The following is a 21,965-nucleotide window of genomic DNA, read 5'->3' on the forward strand; positions in this document are numbered from 1 at the left end:
CGGCTTTTTTGCTGTCTTGTTGCCCTGCTGGTGTCAACAATCTGTATGGTGGCGAATGACAGCTGAAAAAACTTTGCCAAAAAGGACATATGTCCTTTTTAAAAGGGTAAAATAGGTTTACATTTAAGAAACTGAGGAAGAGCGACAGCAGAGAAGGTGCCATATTGCGTACAGATTTGCGTACAGATATAGATTCCATTGAACGGATCATTCAGGGACATGGCTGGCTGAAGGAGATGTTTGACGAGCTTCCAGAGCAGGTGCAGAATTGCTGGGAAGTGCGCCGCTTTCATCCGGGCGAGACGGTATGTGATCAAGCCAGCGACATGGTCTACGTGTATATTTTGATTTCCGGCGAACTTGCGGTAGAGCGGAAGCTATCCGACGGGAAAATGTTCCGGCTCGCGATGTTGCTGCCGGGCGACGTCATCGGCGATATTGAGATTAGCCTGGATATGCCGTTTATTAATCAGGTCGAGACGACGCGCGAGTCTACGCTGCTTGCCCTCGACAAGCAGCGCTTCAAAAAGTGGGTCATCAACAGTCCTGCTTTTCTGCGCCGATTGAACGATCAGCTAGCGAATAAGCTTTTCCAGCAGGGGAGAAAGACGCTTGAAAACAGCTTTTATTCAATGGAGCATAAGCTGCTGGCCTATTTTTACGAGGCATTGGGCCATGCTGATTTTCAGAAAAAGCCGGTATATGAGCTCATTGCCACTCGTGAGGAAATGGCGCGGCAGCTTGGCGTAGCAGTGCGCAGTGTCAATCGAATTATGAAAATGCTTAAAGAGGAGAAGCTATTCGTCGTAAAAAAAGGGCGATTGCTGTTTACCCAACAAAGCAAGCGGTCGATTGAGCAAAAGCTGAACTGCAGCAACCGCGCGATGTTTTAATAAATGGGGATAGCACAGGTTAAGCGACGATTAATGCTGCTAGCATTTAGGATTGCCATTTGAACAGTGTGCGACGTGTTTCTTCTATATATAATAGAGTGCTGTTAGAGAGGCCGAATTGATCGTATTTGATCTGCTGAAAGATCCGCTGCTGAAGCGGGTCTTTTTTATTTTGCAAACAAGCTTTTCAGGAAGTCGTTCGTATGCTAATGTTAGCTTATTAATGATTAACGAAACCTAACAAAACTAACTAATGTCTCTATTCTAACTAAAGGATGTGAAGCTATGGCTAACAAAGTGACGATGCAGCAAATTGCTGACTATTTAAATGTTTCAAAATTCGCTGTTTCTAAAGCGCTTTCAGGAAAGCCGGGCGTTAGTGCGGAGACGCGGGAGAAAATTGTCAGCGTTGCTACGCAGCTTGGCTATTTTGCCGGGCAAAAGCTTAAAGCTCCTTCCGCCAGCATAAGCGGCGACAAATCAAGCGAGCGTCAAACACGCGATACGGTCATTTTGCTTGTGCCGAACGTGAGATACCAGACGCGGGATTCCTTTTTCTGGGGCAAAATTATGGATGGCATTACGATGGAGCTGGAGGAGCGGGAAATTGGCACGATGATGATTACGGAGCAGTTCAAAAATCATTTCTCCCAGTTCATTAACCCGAGCAGCATTCGCGGCATAATTGGCGTTGGCCTAATCACCTCGCAAATGCTGCTTGAAATTCGCAGTCTAGGCATACCTTTCGTACTGGTGGATCATGAAGACCCGCTGATTCCGTCGGATACGCTCTTTATGAACAATATGGAGTGCATGCGCAGAGTGACCAATTATTTAATCGGCTGCGGCCACCGCAAGCTGCAATTTGTTGGCAACACTCACTATTCGCGCAGCTTTCTTGACCGTTTTCTCGGGTACAGCTCCATGCTGGAGGAGCATGGGCTTGTCCAAGAGCAGGAGTCTGCGCTGTTGGCGTTCGAGGGAAATAACCGTTCAGAAATGACCGAGGCACTGGAGCTTATTGTAAAAAAGCTTATCCAGGAAGCAGCGCTGCCGACCGCCTTCATTTGCGCCAATGATTCCATTGCCATCTGCATAATGACGGTGCTGGGTAAATTAAATGTTGCCGTTCCTGGCGAATGCTCCGTTGTCGGCTTTGACAATATTGAGGATGCGGCTTGGTCAAAGCCTACGCTCAGCACCGTCGATGTGCAGAAGGAGGCTTTCGGCCGCCGCGCTGTCGAAATGCTGCTGCGCCGGCTGGAGCACCCGAGCAGCCCTCAAGAGAAAATTTTGCTGTCGGGCGATTTCGTCATGCGTGAATCGACTTCCAGCTCCATGGCGCAAAGCTAAGGGGCGAATGCGATGGGAGACTCAAAATTTTGGCTGCGGCGCTGGACTTTCTTTCCGGCAACCCGCATGGAGGCCAAGCTGTTTATCGTGTTCGTGCTGTTGATCCTTATTCCGGTTGGCGGGCTTACTTATATTTCTTCGCTGCGTTACACGAATACGATTGAGAAAAATACAGTCACCTATGCAGCGGAAATTTCCGACAAAATGGTCAGCAAGCTCGACGACTATACGAAGGATATGAAAAAAATTTCAATAATACCTTCCTATCTCGGCGAAATTCAGGAGGGGCTTAAGCTCTCTAATCATTATTATTCGCAGGTGGAGGCCGAAACGGGAGGCAACCCTAATCTGCATGATGGAAATAATATAGAAATGAAGCTGCAAATCCAGCGCAAAATCGAAAGCAGCATTTATTTTATGAACAATATTAAGGAAGGCGCCAGCAGCGTCTATTTATTTGATGCGTACGGCAATCCCTATTATGTCATGAAGAGCGGGGGCGCTCGCGCCAACCTGCCTGAGTTTTATAATCGCTGGCATGAAACCGCTGCTGCTGCAAATGGCAAGCCTGTGCTGATCAGCACGCAGGAGGTAAGCGGAGATACGAATCGCAAGCGGTATGTATTCACGATCGTACGCAATATTATTGACAGCACCTACCACTCCGTCGGGATGATTGCGGTCGATGCCAGCATTGAAGTCATTGAGAACGTTGTGAATGATCTGGATGAGACGACGAAAGGCACAACGCTCATATTGGATGAGGCGGGCACCGTTATTTATGACAGCGAGCAAGCCTTTCTTGCTGAGAATTTATCCGGCGATGCGCTGCTCCAGCAGGCAGAAGGGCAAAACGGCAGCTACATCGTCGATAAAAATGGCAAGGAGCAGCTCGTCATTTATCGTAAATCCGAGGAATCCGGCTGGCTCACTCTTATTCTCATTCCGAAGGAGCAGGTGGAGGCCGAAGCGATTCAGACGCGTAATTACACGGCAGCGGCAGCAATTGCCATTATGACGCTGGCTCTGCTCATTTCGATTGTGCTGATTTTTGCGTTGACGAAGCCGATGCGCGAAATGGTGAAGCTGATGAAGCAGGTGCAGGCGGGCAATCTCGATGTCGCCTTTCCGGTTCGCCGCCGCGATGAAGTCGGCATGCTTGGCAATGCCTTTAACCGCATGATGGTGAGAATTCAGCTGCTGATTGAAAACATTTACCGCATGGAGCAGCGTAAAAACCAGATCGAGCTGGAAAGCTTGCAGCGCCAGATTAATCCTCATTTTATATACAATACGCTGGAGTCGATTCGAATGACTGCTGTGCTGAACGATGATCCTGAGGCCGCTGAGATGGTCCAGCTTCTAGGGCAGCAGCTCAGATACAGCATTCATGCAGGAGATGAAACGGTGACGGCGAGCCAGGAATTTGAGCATTTGCGCATGTATATGCAGCTGATTAATGACCGCTTCGGCGATCGGTTTCAATTGGAGCTTCCAGAGGGAGAAGCGGCCTGGGGCATAAGGGTGATGAAGCTGCTGTTCCAGCCCATTGTGGAAAATGCCGTCAACCATGCGTATGAGGATTCCCGGGAAACGATGCTCATTCGCATTGGCTGGGGAATCGTCGGCAGAGAGCAGTGGTTTACCGTTTCCGATGACGGCTGCGGGATGGAGGAAGCACAACTGCTTCGGGTACGCAATGCCTTGTCTGCTGCCGAGCCGTTAGAGCCAAATGGAAGAGGCATTGGACTGCGCAATGTCCATGAGCGCCTGAAGCTGCGTTTTGGCGTCAGCTATGGCTTAACGATCGACAGCGAGCTGGGGAAGGGAACACGGGTAACGATTCGGATGCCGCTGGAACAGGAATAAAAAGCGCAGCGAAAAGGAAGGAGTGGCAACGATGGATATAGTTGTTGTAGACGACGAGGAACGAATCAGGCTGGGATTATGCAAGCTCATTGAGCAGGCAGGCGAGGAATACCGAATTATTGGCGCATTTGGCAGCGGGCAGGAGCTGCTTGACCAACTGGATCATCTTAATCCCGATTTTGTGCTGACGGATATAAAAATGCCGCAGATGACAGGGCTCCAGCTCATTGCCAAAGTAAAGAAGCTAGGTAAAAATATTAAATTTGCTGTGCTGAGCGGGTTTAATGATTTCGAATATGCCAGAGAATCGCTGCGGCAGGGAGCAGAGGATTATTTGTTAAAGCCAGTAAACCTGGATGAGCTCATTCGCCTGCTCGCCAAGGTGAACAGCAAGGTGAAGCAGGAGCGCAGCCGCAGCCGCCTGGAGTCGGGCGATTTAATTAGCCTGCTGCTTTATGCCGATGAGAAGCAGCTCCCCTCCTATGTCGTAGAGGATGTATGCGCAACGCTTGATCAGCTGCCCTTGTTTCTCCATCACTACGCGGTGCTGCTATTAACGACTGCCCCAGAGCTGGACGAAGTTCAGTTGGAACGGTTTATGGCTGACTGGCTGCGTGAGCGAATGATTATTACTGGTGAAGGCGGCAGACGGATTATCCTCATCGCCATTCACGATTCCGACCATGCCGAGACCGTCAGGGAGCTCGCTGTTATACTTCTTCAGCGAATGCCAGCCTTTACGCGTGCAAAAGTAGGCTTTAGCAGCATTTTCCGCGGCAGCAGCTGGCTGACCAATGCTTATAGCGAAGCTTTTTCCGCCTATCAGCATGCTTGGTATAATACGGAGCCGCGCTGGTGCTCCGGCGCTGTTAGCCGTGCAGCACCTGTTGACCAGTTGCTGCGTTTGACGCACATCGTGGGCAAGGAGCTTCTGCCGGCGCTGCAAATGAATGATTTCGCCTTGGCACAGACTGCATTTAACAGCTGGCTGCAGGAGGCAGCCGCCCAGCGCATTTGCTGGAAGGAGCTGCATGAGGCATGCTTCGGCTTTAAAGCACTCATGGCCGAGGAGCTGAAAAAACGCAGCGTTCAGCTTGCATATGGCCAGGTGAATATGCCGATCGACCCGGAAGCTAGCGAAAATTGGGAAGCTTTCGCTCAAAGCATGCGGACGGGCATGGAGGAAATTAGCGCCTTGCTAGGCAGCGCGCGATCGGATAATAGAGCAATAGATAAAGTTAAGTCGTATATCCAGCAGCATTTCACCGAGGAGCTTGAACTGCAGCGCCTTGCGGATATTGTATATTTGACGCCAAGCTATTTAAGCAAGCTGTTCAAGACGGAGACGGGCGAGACAATTACCGATTACATGATTTCTGTGCGGATTGAGGCAGCGAAGCAGTTGCTGCGGCAGGAGCAGGGGCTGAAAACGTATATGGTCGGTGAGCGGATAGGGTATGCCGATCCGGCTTATTTCACTAAAGTGTTCAAAAAAATGACCGGCCTAACACCGAAGGAATATCGCGATAAAGTTAGGTAAATAAAGTTAGGTTCCCGTTATCCAAATTGAAGACAATAAAACATAACAAAGACCATTATAATCGGGCCCGGCATCTCCTATAATGATGAAAACGCTAACAACGTTGTTCATTAAAAGAAAGCGAGGGTGGCCTTATGCATCAGTTCTCTTACAAAACGCAGCGATATTTAATTTTGTTCGGGTTTTTGACAATTCCCGTCCTGCTGTCGCTGACCTTCTCGTATTACCCGGCCGTATCTTTGCTGTATTACAGCTTGACGGATTGGAGCGGTCTTGGCTGGGACATGAATTTTATCGGCCTCGACAACTACAAGGAGATTTTCACCAAGCCCGAAGTATTCGGAGCGCTTAAAAACAATGCTTATTATTTCATCGGTGGTTTAATACAAGTCGTCTTTTCCTTGTATTTTGCCGTCATATTGACTGGCAAGCTGCGGGGACGCAATGGGTTTCGGGTCATTTTGTTTCTGCCCTATGTGCTGCACAGCGTAGCAACGGTCATTATGTTCAAAAACGTTTACCATGTGGAATACGGCTCGCTAAACACGCTGCTTGGGGCAATCGGACTTGAATCATGGCAGCAAAGCTGGCTGGGCGATAAGCATTTGGTCAACTTCTCGCTTGCCTTCATCTCTATGTGGAAGTATATGGGGCTGAACATGGTTATTTTCATCGGTGCCTTGCAGTCGATTCCAGACGATTTATATGAAGCGGGTTCAATCGATGGCGCATCGGGCTGGCAGAAGTTCAGGTTCATCACGCTGCCAAGCATTCGCAAAGTGCTGGAGCTCATGCTTATTTTAACGCTGACAGGAGCGCTTGAAGCATTCGATATTCCTTATGTCATGCTGCTAGGTGCGAACGATACGTCAACCTTCGTCATCAAGACGGTGGATACGGCATTTAAATATCAAAACTTCGGCCTTGCCTCGGCGATGGCGGTTGTGCTGCTATTAATGGTTCTGCTCTTTATCGTTATTCAGCGCAAATTTTTGTTCAAAGGAGGGGAATAGAGGATGGGGCAGAGTAGAGAAGGTTCACCATTATTTACAATTTTCAAATATGTAACGCTGGTTCTTGCGCTGTTCGTCGTCTTATTCCCGCTGTACTCCATTGTAACCGGAGCGTTTAAGACACAGGTCGAGTATTATCAATCGGGCCTTGCTTTGCCAGCAAACTTCTTGAATTTTGATAATTTTCAAAAGGTGTTCGACATCGGCAAGCTCGGGCTCGGCTTCCGCAATATTGCGATCATTTTGGTCATCGCTGTAGCGGGCAACATTATGTTCGGCACGATGGTGGCGTACGCGCTCGGAAGATTTGATTTTAAGCTGAAAAAGGGAATTATGGGCATGTACCTCGTAGCCCAAGTCATTCCTATGGTTACGACGCAGGTTGCTACATTTAGCGTCATTAAGTATTTCTCGCTTTACAACACGATGGGGGCGCCAATCATTCTTTATTTGGGAGCCGACGTGCTGCAAATCGTCATCTATTTGCAATTCGTCAACAGTATTCCGAAAGATTTGGACGAAAGCGCAATGATGGAGGGCGCATCGCTGTTTAAAATTTATCGCTCGATTATTTTCCCGCTGCTCGGGCCAGCAACAGCGACGCTCGTTATTTTGAAGACGATCTCGATTTACAATGACTTCTACACGCCTTATCTGTATATGCCAAGCCAGAAGCTAAAGGTTGTATCGACGGCTATTTATGCCTTTGTCGGACCGAATGCCGCCCAGCTGAACGTCATATCCGCGGGCATATTAATTATTTTCATTCCGACGGTAGCGATCTTCCTCTCGATGCAAAAGTTTATTTTCGCCGGGGTAACGAGCGGTGCGGTCAAATAACAGGGCGATCCAATACAAGGTTAGCGAATTGAAGGGGGAAACACACGTGCAGCAGCAGTGGAATGAGCAGGTTTTTGGAATGACATGGGGCTGGACGGGAGTCCGTGGTACGTGGGCGGGGCCTGCGGCGGCGGCTTCCATCGCTGAAATGGCCAAGCTGAACGTTAACTGGACGGCGATTGCGTTCGCAGCCGTTCAAGATACGCCGCAATCGACAGAAATTCCTTATTGGAGCGAGCCGACGGTTAGTGATGAGGAAATCCGCTGGGCGATTCGCGAGGCGAAAAGGCACGGCATTAAAGTATGCCTCAAGCCAGTAGTCAACGTTGGAAATGGCACTTGGCGGGCACATATCGGCTTCTTCGACCAGGATACGCCAGGGGAGCCGAGCTGGGGGGAATGGTTCGCTTCCTATGGAAAATTCATTGCCTATTATGCAGCGATAGCCGAGGAAGAGGGCTGCGAAATGTTTTGCATCGGCTGTGAAATGGTCCAGTCGGACAAACGCGAGCAGGAATGGCGCGATTTAATAGCCTTGGTACGGACGCTATACAGCGGACCTATTACTTATAACTGCGATAAATATCAGGAAGAGCGAGTGGGCTGGTGGGATGCCGTCGATATTATTTCGTCCAGCGGCTATTATCCGATTGATCAATTCGAGGAGCAGCTTGATCGCATAGAGGCGGGCATTGCGAAGTGGAATAAGCCGTTCTTCTTCATGGAAGCGGGCTGTCCAAGCCGTGAAGGCTCGGCTGCAAAGCCAAATGACTGGTCGCTGCCAGGCGCGCCGTCTGAAATCGAGCAGGAGCGTTATTATGAAGCGATGTTCGCTGCTTGTGCCCGGCGCGATTGGATGCTCGGCTACATGCTGTGGGATTGGCCAGCTCAGCTTTACGATGCGAAAGATGCTGCCCGCAACGATGATTATTGCATGTATGGCAAACGTTCGGCAGCGGTCATCCGCTCTTACTATGCCAAGGGACAAGGACAGCCAGTAGGTTAGGGAGGCAAAAGAAAAATGAGCAACGTAACAGGAACGCATAACATGCTGGATGTTGTAGAATGGCAAAAATCGCTGACGGAGGAAGTGCGCGAGCAAATTCTTGGCTTCTGGATGAAGCATGCGATAGATGAGAAGAACGGCGGATTTATTGGCCTTATGGCAAGCGACGGGTCCATTTCGGAAAATGCAGATAAGGGCCTCGTGCTCAATGCACGGATTTTATGGTCTTTCTCGTCGGCGTACCGCATTTATAAGGAAGCGCCTTATTTGGAATTGGCAGAGCGGGCACTTGGTGCGCTGCAGGAGCATTTTCATGATCAGGAGCATGGCGGTTTGTTTTGGATGGTCGATAAGGACGGGAAGCCCGTTCAGACGAAAAAGCAAGTGTATGGGCAGGCATTCGTTATTTACGCCCTAGCGGAATATGTGCGGGCTACTGGAAAGCAGGACGTGCTGCCGTGGGCAGAGGAAATTTACAGATTGCTGGAGAAGCATGCCTTTGATCCTGTTCATCTGGGATATATTGAAGCACTCGCGCAAAACTGGCAGGAAACGGATGATTTGAGCCTCAGCGGCAAGGATCTCAATGAGCGTAAATCGATGAACACGCATTTGCATGTGCTGGAAGCTTATACGAATTTGTATCGGGTATGGAAGCCGGAAGGGCTTCGCGACAAGCTGAAGACGCTCATTGAGCTGCATTTGGATTACATCATTGATCCGCAAAGCCATCACTTCAAGCTGTTTTTTGACGATGCATGGAACTCCAAATCCCGCCATGTCTCGTATGGCCACGATATTGAAGGAAGCTGGCTGCTGTGGGAGGCGGCTGAAGTGCTGGGCGATAAGGCGCTTGAGGAGCGAGTGCGGGAAGCTGCTATTCATATGGCGCGCGTGACGCTTGCCGAGGGCGTTGATGCGGATGGCGGCATTTATAATGAAGCCGACGGAGACGGACATCTGGATGCAGCGAAGGATTGGTGGCCGCAGGCGGAAGCGATGGTTGGGTTTCTGAATGCTTATGAGCTGACGCAGGAGGAGCGGTATTTGAATGCCGCTTGGGGCAGCTGGCAGTTCATTGCAGCTTGCATATCCGATAAGGAAACAGGCGAGTGGCACTGGCAAGTCTCCCGTGAAGGTGTGGCCGACACAAGCTATCCAAAAATCGATCCATGGAAATGTCCGTATCATAACAGCCGGGCTTGCTTTGAAGCTATTGAACGCTTAGAACGAATTAAGATTAATGGCATTAATAATTAATGGTCAAAAATAAAGCAGACATAAAAAAGATATGAATAATAAGGAGGCCCTTATGAATCAATGGTTGGAACAGCTTAAAGCAATATCGGACCGGCATGAGCAGCTGCTTCATGCGCCTAATAAACAAGTTCAGCAGTCCAATGGCGTATTTGCAAGATTCGAGCATCCCGTTATTACGAATGAGCACACGCCTCTGTACTGGCGTTATGATTTGGACCCGGAGACTAATCCGTATTTAATGGAGCGGATCGGTGTTAATGCCGCTTTCAATCCGGGAGCCATTGAGCTCGGTGGAAAGTTTTATTTGATGGTTCGGGTAGAAGGTGCTGACCGCAAGTCCTTTTTCGCAGTTGCTGAAAGCGACTCTCCGGCAGAAGGCTTCCGCTTCTGGGATTATCCCGTGCTGCTGCCGGAAACGGAAGATCCGGATATAAACGTGTATGATATGCGGCTTGTGAAGCATGAGGACGGCTGGATTTACGGGTTGTTCTGCACCGAGCGCAAAGATCCAGAAGCGCCAGCTGGCGATACGTCAAGCGCGGTTGCCCAAGGCGGCATTGCCCGCACGAAGGATTTGCGCACCTGGGAGCGTCTGCCGGATCTTGCTTCTCCGTCGCCACAGCAGCGAAATGTCGTGCTGCACCCTGAATTTGTTGATGGTAAATATGCCTTTTATACGCGTCCTCAGGACGGCTTTATTAATACAGGCGCAGGCGGCGGCATCGGCTGGGGCTTGTCGGAGAGCATGAATCCGGCAGTCATCGCCGAAGAAACAATCGTCGACAGCAAGCTTTACCACACGATTAAAGAGGTGAAAAATGGACAGGGTCCAGCGCCGCTAAAAACGGCTGAAGGTTGGCTGCATATTGCTCACGGTGTGCGCAATACAGCGGCAGGACTTCGTTACGTCCTATATGCCTTCATGACGGATTTGAATGATCCGAGCAAAGTTACGTACGCGCCAGGTGGTCATTTGCTTGCCCCGGAGGGGATTGAACGGATCGGCGATGTATCCAATGTCGTATTTTGTAATGGCGCTGTCCAGCTGCCGGGCGGCGAAGTGTACATTTATTATGCTTCCTCCGATACAAGAGTACATGTTGCTGCAACGAGTATCGGCCAGCTTGTCGATTATGTGAAGCAAACGCCGCCGGATCATCTGCGTTCCCGGGCAAGCGTCGAGCAGCGCACGGAGCTGATCAGCCGCAATCTCCAATTGATGGAGCAGGCGGAATACGCTTTTCTGCGCCGCAGCTAAGCAAACTAACAAACGATGGCGCTGTTAGCATAATTCATGACAATAAAAACAAAACAGCGTCATATTATTTTGCTTTCATAGCGTATATGATTACGATGTAAGCGATACCAAATACGACTCAGGGGGAAACAAAATGAAAAAAAGCTTGGCTTTATCTTCCGCAATTTTATTGATGACTTCCATTCTCGCTGCCTGCGGCGGCAATAATACGCCGGCAGAAAGCGCTCCAGCAGCCTCTGCTTCGGCAAGCCCTAGTGATTCCGCTGCAAGCCCAGAAGCAAGCGCAGCTAGCGAGCTGAGCGGCAAAATTAAAGTATTGACGCATCGGACCGATTTTCTCAACGATGGAACGCTAGACAAATACGCAGCAGCTTTTAAAGAAAAATATCCAAAGGCTGAAGTTGAGTTTGAAGGCTTGACGAACTACGCAACCGACATTCAAGTTCGCCTAACAACTGGCGAAGCAGGGGACGTATTGATGATTCCTTCCGGACTTGCTGTTTCGGAATATCCAAAATATTTTGAGCCGCTGCCGGATGATTTTTTCACTAATACTTTTTTCGCTGACCTGACGCTCTTCGATGGCAAACGTTACGGTCTGTCGACTGGCGTAAACACGCAAGGGATTGTGTACAACAAAAAAGCTTTTGCAGCAGCAGGCATCGAAAAGGTTCCAGCTACGCTAGATGAGCTGTATGCGGATGCCGAAAAGTTGAAAGCAGCTAACATCATCCCGCTGTACATGAACTATGGCGCACAATGGCCAATGGGCAACTGGGCTGACAACTCCGCCTGGTACGTAGCAGGCGACCCGCAGTTCGTATCCAAGCTCGTCACAGACGAGGCGCCATTCAAAGTGGACAATGCTTGGGGCATTCTTGCCAACATCGGCCGTACCTTCATTGAAAAAGGCTGGGTAGAAAAAGATCTGTCGACGAACAACTGGGAAATGTCGAAAGGCGAAGTCGCATCGGGCAAAGCGGCTATGTACTTCCTTGGCAACTGGGTCATTCCACAAATCGTAGGCGCTGGCGCATCGTCAGACGACATTGGCTTCTTCCCGCTTCCTTATGACAATAGCGGCAAATACAATGCACCGCTTGGCTCGGATTATTTGGTTGCAGTAAGCAAAGACAGCAAAAACAAAGAGCTTGCGACTGCATGGGTCAACTTCTTCGTGAAAGAGTCCGGTTATGTAGAGCAATCCGGTTTCATGCCAATCGACAAATCGGCACAATCGACGATTCCTCAATTAGCGGAGTTCCAGGCTGCTAATCCGACACTGCTTGAAAGCGAAGCTACAGATCCAAAATTCAATGAAATTGCCAACAAAGCGCAAATCGGCATCGGTACTGGCAACTATGTTCAAGAGTACCTCGTTGCTGATGATCTGAAAGCAGCTTTCGACAAGCTGAATGCGAAATGGAAAGAAGCTAAAACCGCTTTGGGCTACTAGAATAACAGCCTTCTCTAGCTGATTTATCTGAATAGAGCAGCACTAGCAATAAACAATCAATTTATTCGTGTTAAAATAGCGGTAAAATGCATGGCAACCTTGCTTCGGCGGCTCAGTCTCCGGAGTAAGGTTTCATGTGTTTAGCTGACTTTTTTTCATTTTTAGGAGGATACGATGAAAGAGCAATGGACGATTGGAAATTGGAAATTTAAGGAGCAAGGGCAGGGAGAATGGCTGCCTGCTGCCGTGCCAGGCTATGTACATACGGATTTAATTCAAAATGGCCGGCTGACAAATCCTTTTTACGGAACGAATGAGAAGGACGCGCAGTGGGTGGACAAAAAAGACTGGGAATACGTTTCGAGCTTTCAGCCTTCACCGGAGCAGCTTGCTGGGGCGAAGCAGGAGCTCGTGTTCGAGGGCCTTGATACGTATGCGGATGTGTATTTGAATGGAACGCATATACTGGCTGCAGATAATATGTTCCGCACATGGAGAGTTGATGTTACGGACATGGTGACGGCTGGCGACAATGAGCTGCGTATTTTGTTCCGCTCGCCGATTAAAGAAGATTTGCCGAAGCTGGCTCAGCTTGGTTATGCGCTGCCGGCTCCAAATGATCAATCCGAAGTAGGCGGACTTGACGATCAGAAGATTAGCGTATTTGCCCGTAAAGCCCCCTACCACTATGGCTGGGACTGGGGCCCGCGTTTCGTAACGAGCGGCATTTGGCGTCCCGTATATTTGGAGGGCTGGTCCTATGTCCGGATTACCGATGTATACATCCGTCAGGATGAGGTGCGGGCAGAGCTGGCAAAGCTTACAGCCGTCATTGAGCTGGAGGCTGAGCGCGAATGCGATGTCATGCTGAAGCTGGCAGCATCCGATAATGGCATGTTCAGCGGGCATTCTGCTTCTTTAGCCGTAGGCAAACAGACGATTGAAATTCCGTTTGAAGTTGAAAATCCGCGCCTATGGTGGTGCAGAGGTCTGGGCGAGCCAGAATTATACACGTTCCAGATCGAATGCTGGCATAACAATAACGAAGTTCGATATGATTCGCAAAAGGTAACGACGGGACTTCGCACGATCCGGCTCGTTAGGCAGCAGGGCGAGGTCGGCACTTCCTTTTATATGGAGCTGAATGGGGTTCAGGTTTTCGCCAAAGGCGCGAATCATATTCCCAATGACAGCTTTACGACGAGAGTCGGCTACGAGCGTTATAAACATGAAATCGTAAGCGCCGTACAAGCAAATATGAACATGCTTCGTGTATGGGGCGGGGGCTTTTACGAGGAAAAAGCTTTCTATGAGCTGTGTGATCAATATGGCCTCCTCGTATGGCAGGATTTCATGTTTGCATGCAGCATGTATCCGGGTGACGAAGCGTTTCTGCGCAGCGTGCAGCTGGAAGCTGAAGATAACATTAGGCGTCTGCGCAACCATCCGTCGATCGCCCTATGGTGCGGCAATAATGAGATCGACACCGCATGGTCGCATTATAATCCAGATGGCGGCTGGGGCTGGAAAAAATCGTACACGCAGGAGCAGCAAACGAAACTATGGGCAGACTATGAGGCGATTTTCCATCGCATTTTGCCAGAAGCTGTAGCGTCCTTGACGGTAGGAATCGATTATTGGCCTTCCTCGCCAATGGTTGATTTGACCGGCGACCATACGCAGCACTCGGATTCGTCCTCGATTAGCGGTGATATTCATTATTGGGGCGTATGGCATAATGTAGAGCCATTCGAAAACTATAATCGCTACGTCGGACGCTTCATGAGCGAATATGGCTTCCAGTCGTTCCCGGAATACAAATCGGTGCGCAGCTATGCGGAAGAGGCGGATATGGAGCTGGAATCCACAGTCATGCTCGCCCATCAGAAAAATGGCGCCGGCAACCGCCTCATTAAGCAATATATGGAGATGTATATGTCCGAGCCTAAGGATTTCCCTTCGTTTTTGTATATGAGCCAAATTTTGCAGGCAGAGGCGATGAAAACGGCTATTGAAGCACATCGCCGCCGCAAGCCGTATTGCATGGGCTCCTTGTATTGGCAGATGAATGATTGCTGGCCTGTAGCCTCCTGGGCGGGAATGGATTATTACGGCCGCTGGAAGGCGCTGCAATATTATGCAGCAAGAAGCTTCGCAGACTGCCTGCTGTCGGTAGATGATCGCAAGGAAGCAGGGGAAATCAGCTTCCACATCGTATCCGATCAGCTCGTTCCCGTACGAGGCCAGCTGCGCCTGCGGCTGTACAGCTTTAGCGGCGAGCTGCTGGGCGAGCAAAGTGCTCCTGTCCGCGTAACAGCAAATACTGCGGCTAATGTCCTGACACTTCAGCGCTCCGAGCTGCTTGGAGCTGCCGACACCGCGGCAAGCGTATTGCTGGCAGAGCTGCTGGATGAAGCAGATGGCCACACCTTGGCAAGCGAGCTGCATTATTTTGAGGCCATGAAGGACATCACGCTGGCGCAGGCTGAGCTCAAAATAACAGAGTCCGAGCACAACGGCGTTGCACAGTGGACGCTGGAGACGAATACGCTGGCCAAAGGCGTCTGGCTGACATGCGAGCGCGAGGGCCGCTTCAGTGATAATTTCTTTGATTTGCTGCCAGGCACGGTTAAGACGGTCACGTTTATACCGCATGAACTGGGAGATTTCAATGCAGGTGCAAGCACGGGCGGAACAGAGCAGGATAGCCGCGTGACGGCCCGTTCAATGGCCGATTTTATTGTTTAAGCGGATGAAAAAATAGCCCGGGCAAAAAAATAGGGGCGTTTTTTTAAAAAAAGAGATGACAGAATGAAGCGCTTTCAGCTATAATGGCTGCATAAGGTTTAAATTTCAATACCGCGTCCTGTAAATTGCCTGTTCATTGGCGATTGCAAGCGCGGTTCATTTTCACCAAGTTAAGCGCTATACCTAATCGCTTTTTCATAAAATAGATTAACGGATAGCAAGCTACGCCATGGAAAGGATTTGTGATCATTCGATGTCGATTTATTTTCAAGCAGAGGAAAGTGCACAGCATCGTTTTGGCGACAAAGATACCGCTATTTTGAAGCTGCTGGCCGACCGTTATGTGGGCGCGAATCCGCAGGCAGGATTTATTTTCCGCGCTTTCAACAAAAATGGCGTTTTGCAAAATGCAGAGGGACTGTATGAGCTGGATCTTGCTTCACGGTTTCCTGAGGCAAAAGCTGGTCAGCTGAGCTATGGAGCAGGGCTCGTATGGAGCGATGAGGAGCGCAGCTTGGATATTAATGTGCGCTGCCTTGGCCCTGTGAGACTGTATTTCAACGGCGAGCTAGTTTTTCGTTCGAATGTAATAGAGGAGATTAGCCCGGATGCGACGGTTAAGCTGAGCCTAGTATTTGCTAAGGGCTGGAACAGCTTATGGCTGTCGATGACTTGCACGCCAGCGGGCTTTGGCTGTCAAATCGGCTCCGACGAGGCTAAAGTAAGGATCATGAATGTACGTGCACCATTCGAGGAGCGTTATGGGCAGTCGGGATGGATTTTCTCGCAGCCGGTTGATGCAGCCCTTGAGGCAGGCAAGCGGGTAGAAGTGGCGCAGCCGGATTTAATGGGATCACAGCAGCAGGAGCCGGGTCTGGACTGGCTGCCGGTTATCGATTGGACAGAGGAGGAGCGCAGCCTTGGCCAGCTGGAACGGATTTTCGGAAAGCAGCATGGCAAAGCTGCCTATGCGTGGACGACATTGTATCAGCCGCTGCCTGGGAAGCAAGCAGTCGTGCTTGAAGGCGAGTCCTCTGGCGAGCTTACCTTGTGGCTTGAAGGAAAACAGGTAGGTGAAAGCACGGCGGCAGGACCGTTTCGCATTGAGCTTTTGCTGGAAGCTGGTAAGCATCATTTCGTAGCTCGCAGCGTGTGCGGCCAGCAGTCTTGGGGCTTTGAGCTGACGGCGGCTAACGCCAATGATGGCAGCGCTGTCACAATGAGCCTGCCGCAGCAAGTGCATGGTTCGGGAGCAGGACAATGGTTATATGCCGGTCCGTTTGAAGCTGGGGCGGCTAACCCTGCTTGGGAGCAGCTTGTTCGCACGGATTGTCTATATGCTCTAAACAAGGAATCGCAGCCTGTTCAGCAGGGACAGATGAAGCACACTTACTGGCAGCTCGACCGACCGAATACTTGGGTACGTCCTTATTATGAAAATGCCATGCTAAGCAATAAATGGACCGTCGGTACGGTATCCAATTATGCGCGGTGGGATTATCCGCTTGGCGTCACGATATACGGCTTGCTGCAAACCGGTCGTTTTCTGGATCGCCCAGATATCGTCAGCTATGCGACCCAGCATGTTGAGGCATGTACGGAAATGTACGACTATTCCTTCTGGGATCGTGAGCAATATGGGTTCCCAGCCATTAATCAGCAGCTCGTTATGATGAAAATGCTCGATAATTGCGGCTCATTCGGCTCGGCTATGCTGGAGTCTAGACAAGGGCTCGCTACAGCAAGCGTAGAGCCAATTGCCGAGCGCATCGCTGATTTTATGCTAAATAAGCTGGAGCGCAAGCCCGATGGCGCGTTTTACCGCACCTGCGAGGGCGAGTATGCTGCCAATACGATGTGGGCCGATGATTTGTACATGAGCACGCCATTTCTGTGCCGCTATGCTCGCTTAACAGGCAATGATGAGGCGCTGGATGAAGCGGCGAAGCAATTTTTGCGCTTCAAAAACTATTTGTTTATGCCGGGTGAGAGGCTAATGTCCCATGTCTATGATTTTAAATATGACAGGGCGACAGGCATTCCTTGGGGGCGGGGCAATGGCTGGACGATTTTTTCACTGACAGAAGTGCTGGAAGCTTTGCCTGCGTCGCATGAGCTGCGCGATGAACTGCTGGACTTCTTCAATGAGCTATGCGAAGGTTATGCCGCTCGTCAATCAGATCGCGGGTTATGGCATCAGGTAGTCAATCGTTCAGATACTTATTTGGAGGCATCCTGCACGGCAATGTTTGCTTATGGCTTCGCTCGGGGCGTTCGCTTCGGCTGGGTGAAGCAGCCTGCTGCTATCACGAATGCTGCGTTCCGCGCATGGGACGGCTTGACGCGTTACGCCATTGACCGGCAGGGCAATGTGCATGGCGTATGCAGCGGCTCGCGCTACGCTTTCACAGCGGATTATTATGATCAGGATTTGCGGACGGTTGTCAACGACAATCACGGCATCGGCATTATGATGCTTGCCGGCACAGAAGTCGCCAAGCTGAAGCGGCATTTGCAAACGCAAACAAACGACGATAACGCAAAATAAGATGTGGTAATAGCAAGGCTACAAGGTGAAACGGCTGTCGCCGTCCTTTGGCGGCGCGGCGCGTTTCAGTCCGAGAAATATAAGCGGAGTATAAGGGTGAAACTTATAAATTCTTATATTTCAAGAAAAAACTTGTCAGCGGCTCTATGTTATAGTAGCCTATGGGTGAAGCGCTTAATCTAAAACATTAGGCGCCATTCCTCTGGTAAGTTAAGCGCTTAATCTTAGACGTAAACATAGTTCCTGCAAGCTGGCTATAGACTTGATGAAAGTGTTCAAATTATAGATTTACGATAGGAGGAAATGGGCATGACGACGATTCGACTGACGATGGCGCAAGCGCTGCTGCGGTTTTTGGATCAGCAATACATTTCGGTAGATGGCGAGGAAACGAAGTTCGTTGAAGGGGTATTCGGCATCTTCGGTCATGGCAATGTGACCGGCATGGGAGAGGCGCTGGAAAGAAGCGCAGGCAGCTTAACCTTTATTCAAGGCAAAAACGAGCAGGGCATGGTGCATACAGCAGCAGCCTTCGCCAAGCAGCGTAACCGCAAGCAGATTTATGCCTGTACAACCTCGATTGGCCCAGGTGCCCTGAACATGGTAACGGCTGCGGCAACAGCGACCGTTAATCGCATTCCGGTGCTGCTGCTGCCCGGCGATAACTTCGCTTCGCGCCAGCCGGACCCGGTGCTGCAACAGCTTGAGGTAAGCAGCGACTATACCCTTTCGGCTACGGATTCCTTCAAGGCCGTAAGCCGTTACTGGGACCGCATCGTTCGTCCAGAGCAGCTGATTACCGCAGCGCTGCAAGCGATGCGCGTGCTCACAGACCCGGCAGAGACTGGAGCGGTCACGCTCGCGCTGCCGCAGGATGTGCAGGCGGAAGCTTATGACTATCCAGAAAGCTTCTTTGCAAAACGCGTGCATTATGTTGACCGCCGCGAACCGACCAAAGATGCAGTAGCCCGTGCAGCAGAGCGCATTGCAGCGAGCAAGCATCCGCTTATCGTAGCTGGAGGCGGCGTCTTGTATGCGTCTGCGACCTCCGAGCTGCAAGCCTTCGCTGAAGCTTTCGGCATTCCGGTTACGGAAACGCAGGCCGGAAAAAGCGCATTCGATTGGCGCCATCCGCTGTATGCAGGAGCCATTGGTGTCACAGGCGCACTGGCAGCAAACGAATGGGCCAAACAGGCTGATCTGGTTATTGGCGTCGGCACGCGCTACTCGGATTTTACAACCGCCTCCAAGTCCGCATACGCGAACCCGGATGTGCAGTTTATTAACATTAACTTAAATGGCGCTGACGCAGCGAAGCTAGGCGGGGAAGCGGTAATTGCCGATGCCCGCACTGGTTTGCAAGCGCTGCAAAGTGCGCTTCAAGCAGCGAATTACAAGAGCAGCTACACCGATGCGGAAGTGGCGCAGCGCAAAGCGGCGTGGGACGCAGAGGTTGATCGTCTTTATAAGGAAGAGCATGAAGATGGCTTCTCCCAAACCCGCGCGCTAGGCGTTATTAACGAAACGATTGATTCGTCTTCCGTCGTCGTTGGCGCTGCCGGAAGCCTGCCCGGCGATTTGCACCGCTTATGGCGTTCGACAGAGCCGAAAACGTATCATATGGAATATGGTTTTTCCTGCATGGGCTACGAAGTTAGCGGCGCTTTCGGAGCAGCACTCGCCGAGCCGCAGCGCGAGGTGTATGCGATGGTCGGCGATGGCAGCTACTTGATGCTGCATTCCGAGCTAGTGACGAGCTTGCAGGAGCAGCGCAAGTTTACGATATTGCTTTTTGACAATCATGGGTTCCAATGTATTCATAACTTGCAGCGCGAGCATGGCAGTGATGGCTTCGGCAATGAATTCCGCTACCGCGAAGCGAGCACAGGCAGATATACCGGACAGCCGCTGCCGATTGATTTTGCTGCCCATGCCCGCAGTCTTGGGGCCAGTGCGTACAAAGCAACCAATGCGGAGGAGCTACGTGCTGCTTTGCTTCAGGCGAAACAGGAAGAGCGCACGACACTGATTGAAATTAGCGTATTGCCGGGCACAAACTCCGGCGGCTATGAATCCTGGTGGCATGTTGGCGTTCCTGCTGTGTCAGAGAGCGATAAAGTTCTCAAGGCACATGCAGCGATGCAGGTAAAGCTCAGCAAGGCGAAGCAGCTGTAACAGGTTGATCCTATTTTTGAATAAGGAGCTGGGGTAAGCAATGAAGCCATTTACATTTTCACTCGGCATTCACCCGATTAACTGGGTTGGCGAGGATGTGCGGGAGCATGGGGCGGATACGACCTATGAACAGATTTTGGATGATATTCAGCGGCTGGGGCTGACTGGAACGGAGATGGGACGCAAATATCCGGCGGATACTGATGTATTGCGCGAGGAACTGGGCAAGCGAGGCATTCAGCTCGTGTCCCAGTGGAAATCGGTGCTGCTTTCTGATCCCGCATATCGCGAGGCCGAGCTTGAGGGCTACCGAAAGCATGCCGAGTTTTTGCAAAGCATGGGGAGCAAGGTGATTAGCACGGCTGAGGTCGGCGGCTCGCTGCATTTTGATCCGCGGCGTACGCCTAATGAGACGCAAGTGCTGCGGCTGGATGAAGCGGGCTGGCAGTCGCTGGCGACAGGCCTTAACGCTGCCGGAAAAATAGCGGCTGAATACGGCTTAAAGCTGGCTTACCATCATCATGGCGGAACCGTAGTTGAGCAGCCGGAGGAAATCGACAAGCTGATGGAGCTGACGGACCCGGCCTATGTGCATCTGTTGTTTGATACAGGTCATGCTTATTATGGCGGAGCGAATCCGCTGGATGTGCTGAATAAACATTATGACCGCATCGCATATATTCATTTGAAAGATATTCGCCAGTCTGTACTCGATGAAGCTCGCGCAGAACAGGCCGATTTCGTCACTTGTATTCGCAAAGGCGTCTTTACGGTGCCGGGTGACGGGTGCCTTGATTTTGCACCAGTTATTCAGGAGCTCACGGCTCGCGGCTATAACGGCTGGGCGATGCTTGAAGGCGAACAGGACCCTGCGATTCATAATCCCTATGAATACGCGAAGAAAGCGATTAGCTACTTAACTTCATTAAATAACTCGAATTAAGTATTTCATAACATTAAATAACTTTAGGAGGTGGGCCCTCGAATGTCTTATATCACATATAACGCAGCGAAGCCGCTGGATTTCACGGCTATCGGCCGCTTGTGCATCGATCTGAACGCGAATGAAATTAATCGCCCGATGGAAGAGACCATGACGTTTACCAAATACGTTGGAGGCTCTCCGGCGAATATTGCGATTGGCATGTCCCGATTGGGGATGAAAACATCGTTTATCGGCAAGGTTGCCGATGACCAGATGGGCCGTTTTATTACGACGTATTTGGAAAATAATCAAATTGCCACCTCAGGCGTCGTTACGGATGACAGCGGTGCAGTGACAGGGCTTGCTTTTACCGAAATTAAAAGCCCGACGGAATGCAGCATCTTAATGTACCGCGACAACGTAGCTGACCTGTTGCTTAAGCCGCAAGAGGTTAGCGAGGAGCTGATTGCCCAGTCTAAAATGCTCCTTATTTCGGGTACGGCGCTGGCGCAAAACCCTTCACGCGAAGCGGTGTTCCTGGCCATCGATTATGCCCGCAAGCATGGCGTCGTTATTGCCTTTGATCTTGACTACCGTCCATATACGTGGAACTCGCCGGAGGAAACGGCAATCTATTACAACCTGGCTGCTGAAAAATGCGATATTATTATGGGTACTAGAGAAGAATTTGACAATATGGAAACATTCGAGCCTAATCCGGAGCGTGATGACCATGTGACCGCAGCCAAATGGTTTAATTATGCCGCGCAAATTGTCATTATCAAGCATGGCAAGGACGGCTCCATTGCTTACACGAAGGATGGCGCTTCGCACCGGGCCAAAAGCTTCCCTGCCAAAGTCATTAAAACGTTCGGAGCAGGCGATTCGTATGCGGCAGGCTTTTTGTACGGCAGCATGCAGGGCTGGTCGATTGAGAAAAGCATGGAGTTCGGCAGCGCCGCTGCATGTATCGTCATTTCCAGCCACAGCTGCTCTGACGCTATGCCGTCCGCCGAGCAGGTTCAAGACTATATTGACCGCTGCAACCGCGGTGAAATCATCATTTAATTTTAAAACAGAG

15 protein-coding genes are annotated in these 21,965 nt (G+C 50.6%); all 15 read left to right on the forward strand.

Going from position 1 to position 21,965, the window contains the following annotated elements; genetic code table 11:
- The first annotated feature begins 164 nt into the window (after positions 1-164).
- The 15 genes from BBD42_RS24755 (at position 165) to iolC (ending at position 21,952) form a co-directional block, all read left to right on the forward strand.
- Entirely contained in the window at positions 165-893 is a 729-nt protein-coding gene (locus BBD42_RS24755; protein WP_099520317.1) for a Crp/Fnr family transcriptional regulator, read from the forward strand.
- 285 nt (positions 894-1,178) lie between these two features.
- Positions 1,179-2,246, forward strand: coding sequence for a LacI family DNA-binding transcriptional regulator (locus BBD42_RS24760; RefSeq protein WP_099520318.1), 1,068 nt, complete (start codon positions 1,179-1,181; stop codon positions 2,244-2,246).
- A gap of 12 nt (positions 2,247-2,258) precedes the next feature.
- Complete coding sequence (locus BBD42_RS24765) at positions 2,259-4,115, forward strand: sensor histidine kinase (protein ID WP_099520319.1); 1,857 nt, start codon at positions 2,259-2,261, stop codon at positions 4,113-4,115.
- A 31-nt stretch (positions 4,116-4,146) separates the two neighbouring features.
- Positions 4,147-5,655: a response regulator transcription factor gene (locus BBD42_RS24770; protein WP_099520320.1), complete on the forward strand. Its 1,509-nt coding sequence runs from the start codon at positions 4,147-4,149 to the stop codon at positions 5,653-5,655.
- A gap of 134 nt (positions 5,656-5,789) precedes the next feature.
- On the forward strand, positions 5,790-6,668 hold the full coding sequence (locus tag BBD42_RS24775; protein WP_056040451.1) for a carbohydrate ABC transporter permease: 879 nt from the start codon (positions 5,790-5,792) through the stop codon (positions 6,666-6,668).
- Between the two features lie 3 nt (positions 6,669-6,671).
- Entirely contained in the window at positions 6,672-7,508 is an 837-nt protein-coding gene (locus tag BBD42_RS24780; protein ID WP_056040449.1) for a carbohydrate ABC transporter permease, read from the forward strand.
- A gap of 79 nt (positions 7,509-7,587) precedes the next feature.
- The gene (locus tag BBD42_RS24785; RefSeq protein ID WP_099521789.1) at positions 7,588-8,514 is read left to right on the forward strand and encodes a glycoside hydrolase family 113; all 927 of its coding nucleotides are present in this window, start codon (positions 7,588-7,590) and stop codon (positions 8,512-8,514) included.
- 15 nt (positions 8,515-8,529) lie between these two features.
- Entirely contained in the window at positions 8,530-9,774 is a 1,245-nt protein-coding gene (locus BBD42_RS24790; RefSeq protein ID WP_237163219.1) for an AGE family epimerase/isomerase, read from the forward strand.
- Between the two features lie 52 nt (positions 9,775-9,826).
- Complete coding sequence (locus BBD42_RS24795; protein WP_099520321.1) at positions 9,827-11,032, forward strand: glycoside hydrolase family 130 protein; 1,206 nt, start codon at positions 9,827-9,829, stop codon at positions 11,030-11,032.
- A 133-nt stretch (positions 11,033-11,165) separates the two neighbouring features.
- Positions 11,166-12,488, forward strand: coding sequence for an ABC transporter substrate-binding protein (locus tag BBD42_RS24800; protein WP_099520322.1), 1,323 nt, complete (start codon positions 11,166-11,168; stop codon positions 12,486-12,488).
- 174 nt (positions 12,489-12,662) lie between these two features.
- Complete coding sequence (locus tag BBD42_RS24805; protein WP_099520323.1) at positions 12,663-15,236, forward strand: beta-mannosidase; 2,574 nt, start codon at positions 12,663-12,665, stop codon at positions 15,234-15,236.
- A 229-nt stretch (positions 15,237-15,465) separates the two neighbouring features.
- A complete protein-coding gene (locus tag BBD42_RS24810; protein WP_237163220.1) occupies positions 15,466-17,784 on the forward strand; it encodes a glycoside hydrolase family 88/105 protein in 2,319 nt (772 codons plus the stop codon).
- Positions 17,785-18,093: 309 nt separating this feature from the next.
- On the forward strand, positions 18,094-19,959 hold the full coding sequence (gene iolD, locus BBD42_RS24815; RefSeq protein ID WP_099520325.1) for a 3D-(3,5/4)-trihydroxycyclohexane-1,2-dione acylhydrolase (decyclizing): 1,866 nt from the start codon (positions 18,094-18,096) through the stop codon (positions 19,957-19,959).
- Between the two features lie 40 nt (positions 19,960-19,999).
- A complete protein-coding gene (gene iolE, locus BBD42_RS24820; RefSeq protein ID WP_099520326.1) occupies positions 20,000-20,902 on the forward strand; it encodes a myo-inosose-2 dehydratase in 903 nt (300 codons plus the stop codon).
- Positions 20,903-20,944: 42 nt separating this feature from the next.
- Positions 20,945-21,952, forward strand: coding sequence for a 5-dehydro-2-deoxygluconokinase (gene iolC, locus BBD42_RS24825; RefSeq protein ID WP_099520327.1), 1,008 nt, complete (start codon positions 20,945-20,947; stop codon positions 21,950-21,952).
- The last annotated feature ends 13 nt before the right edge of the window (positions 21,953-21,965 follow it).

This window comes from Paenibacillus sp. BIHB 4019, assembly GCF_002741035.1.
Taxonomy (GTDB): domain Bacteria; phylum Bacillota; class Bacilli; order Paenibacillales; family Paenibacillaceae; genus Pristimantibacillus.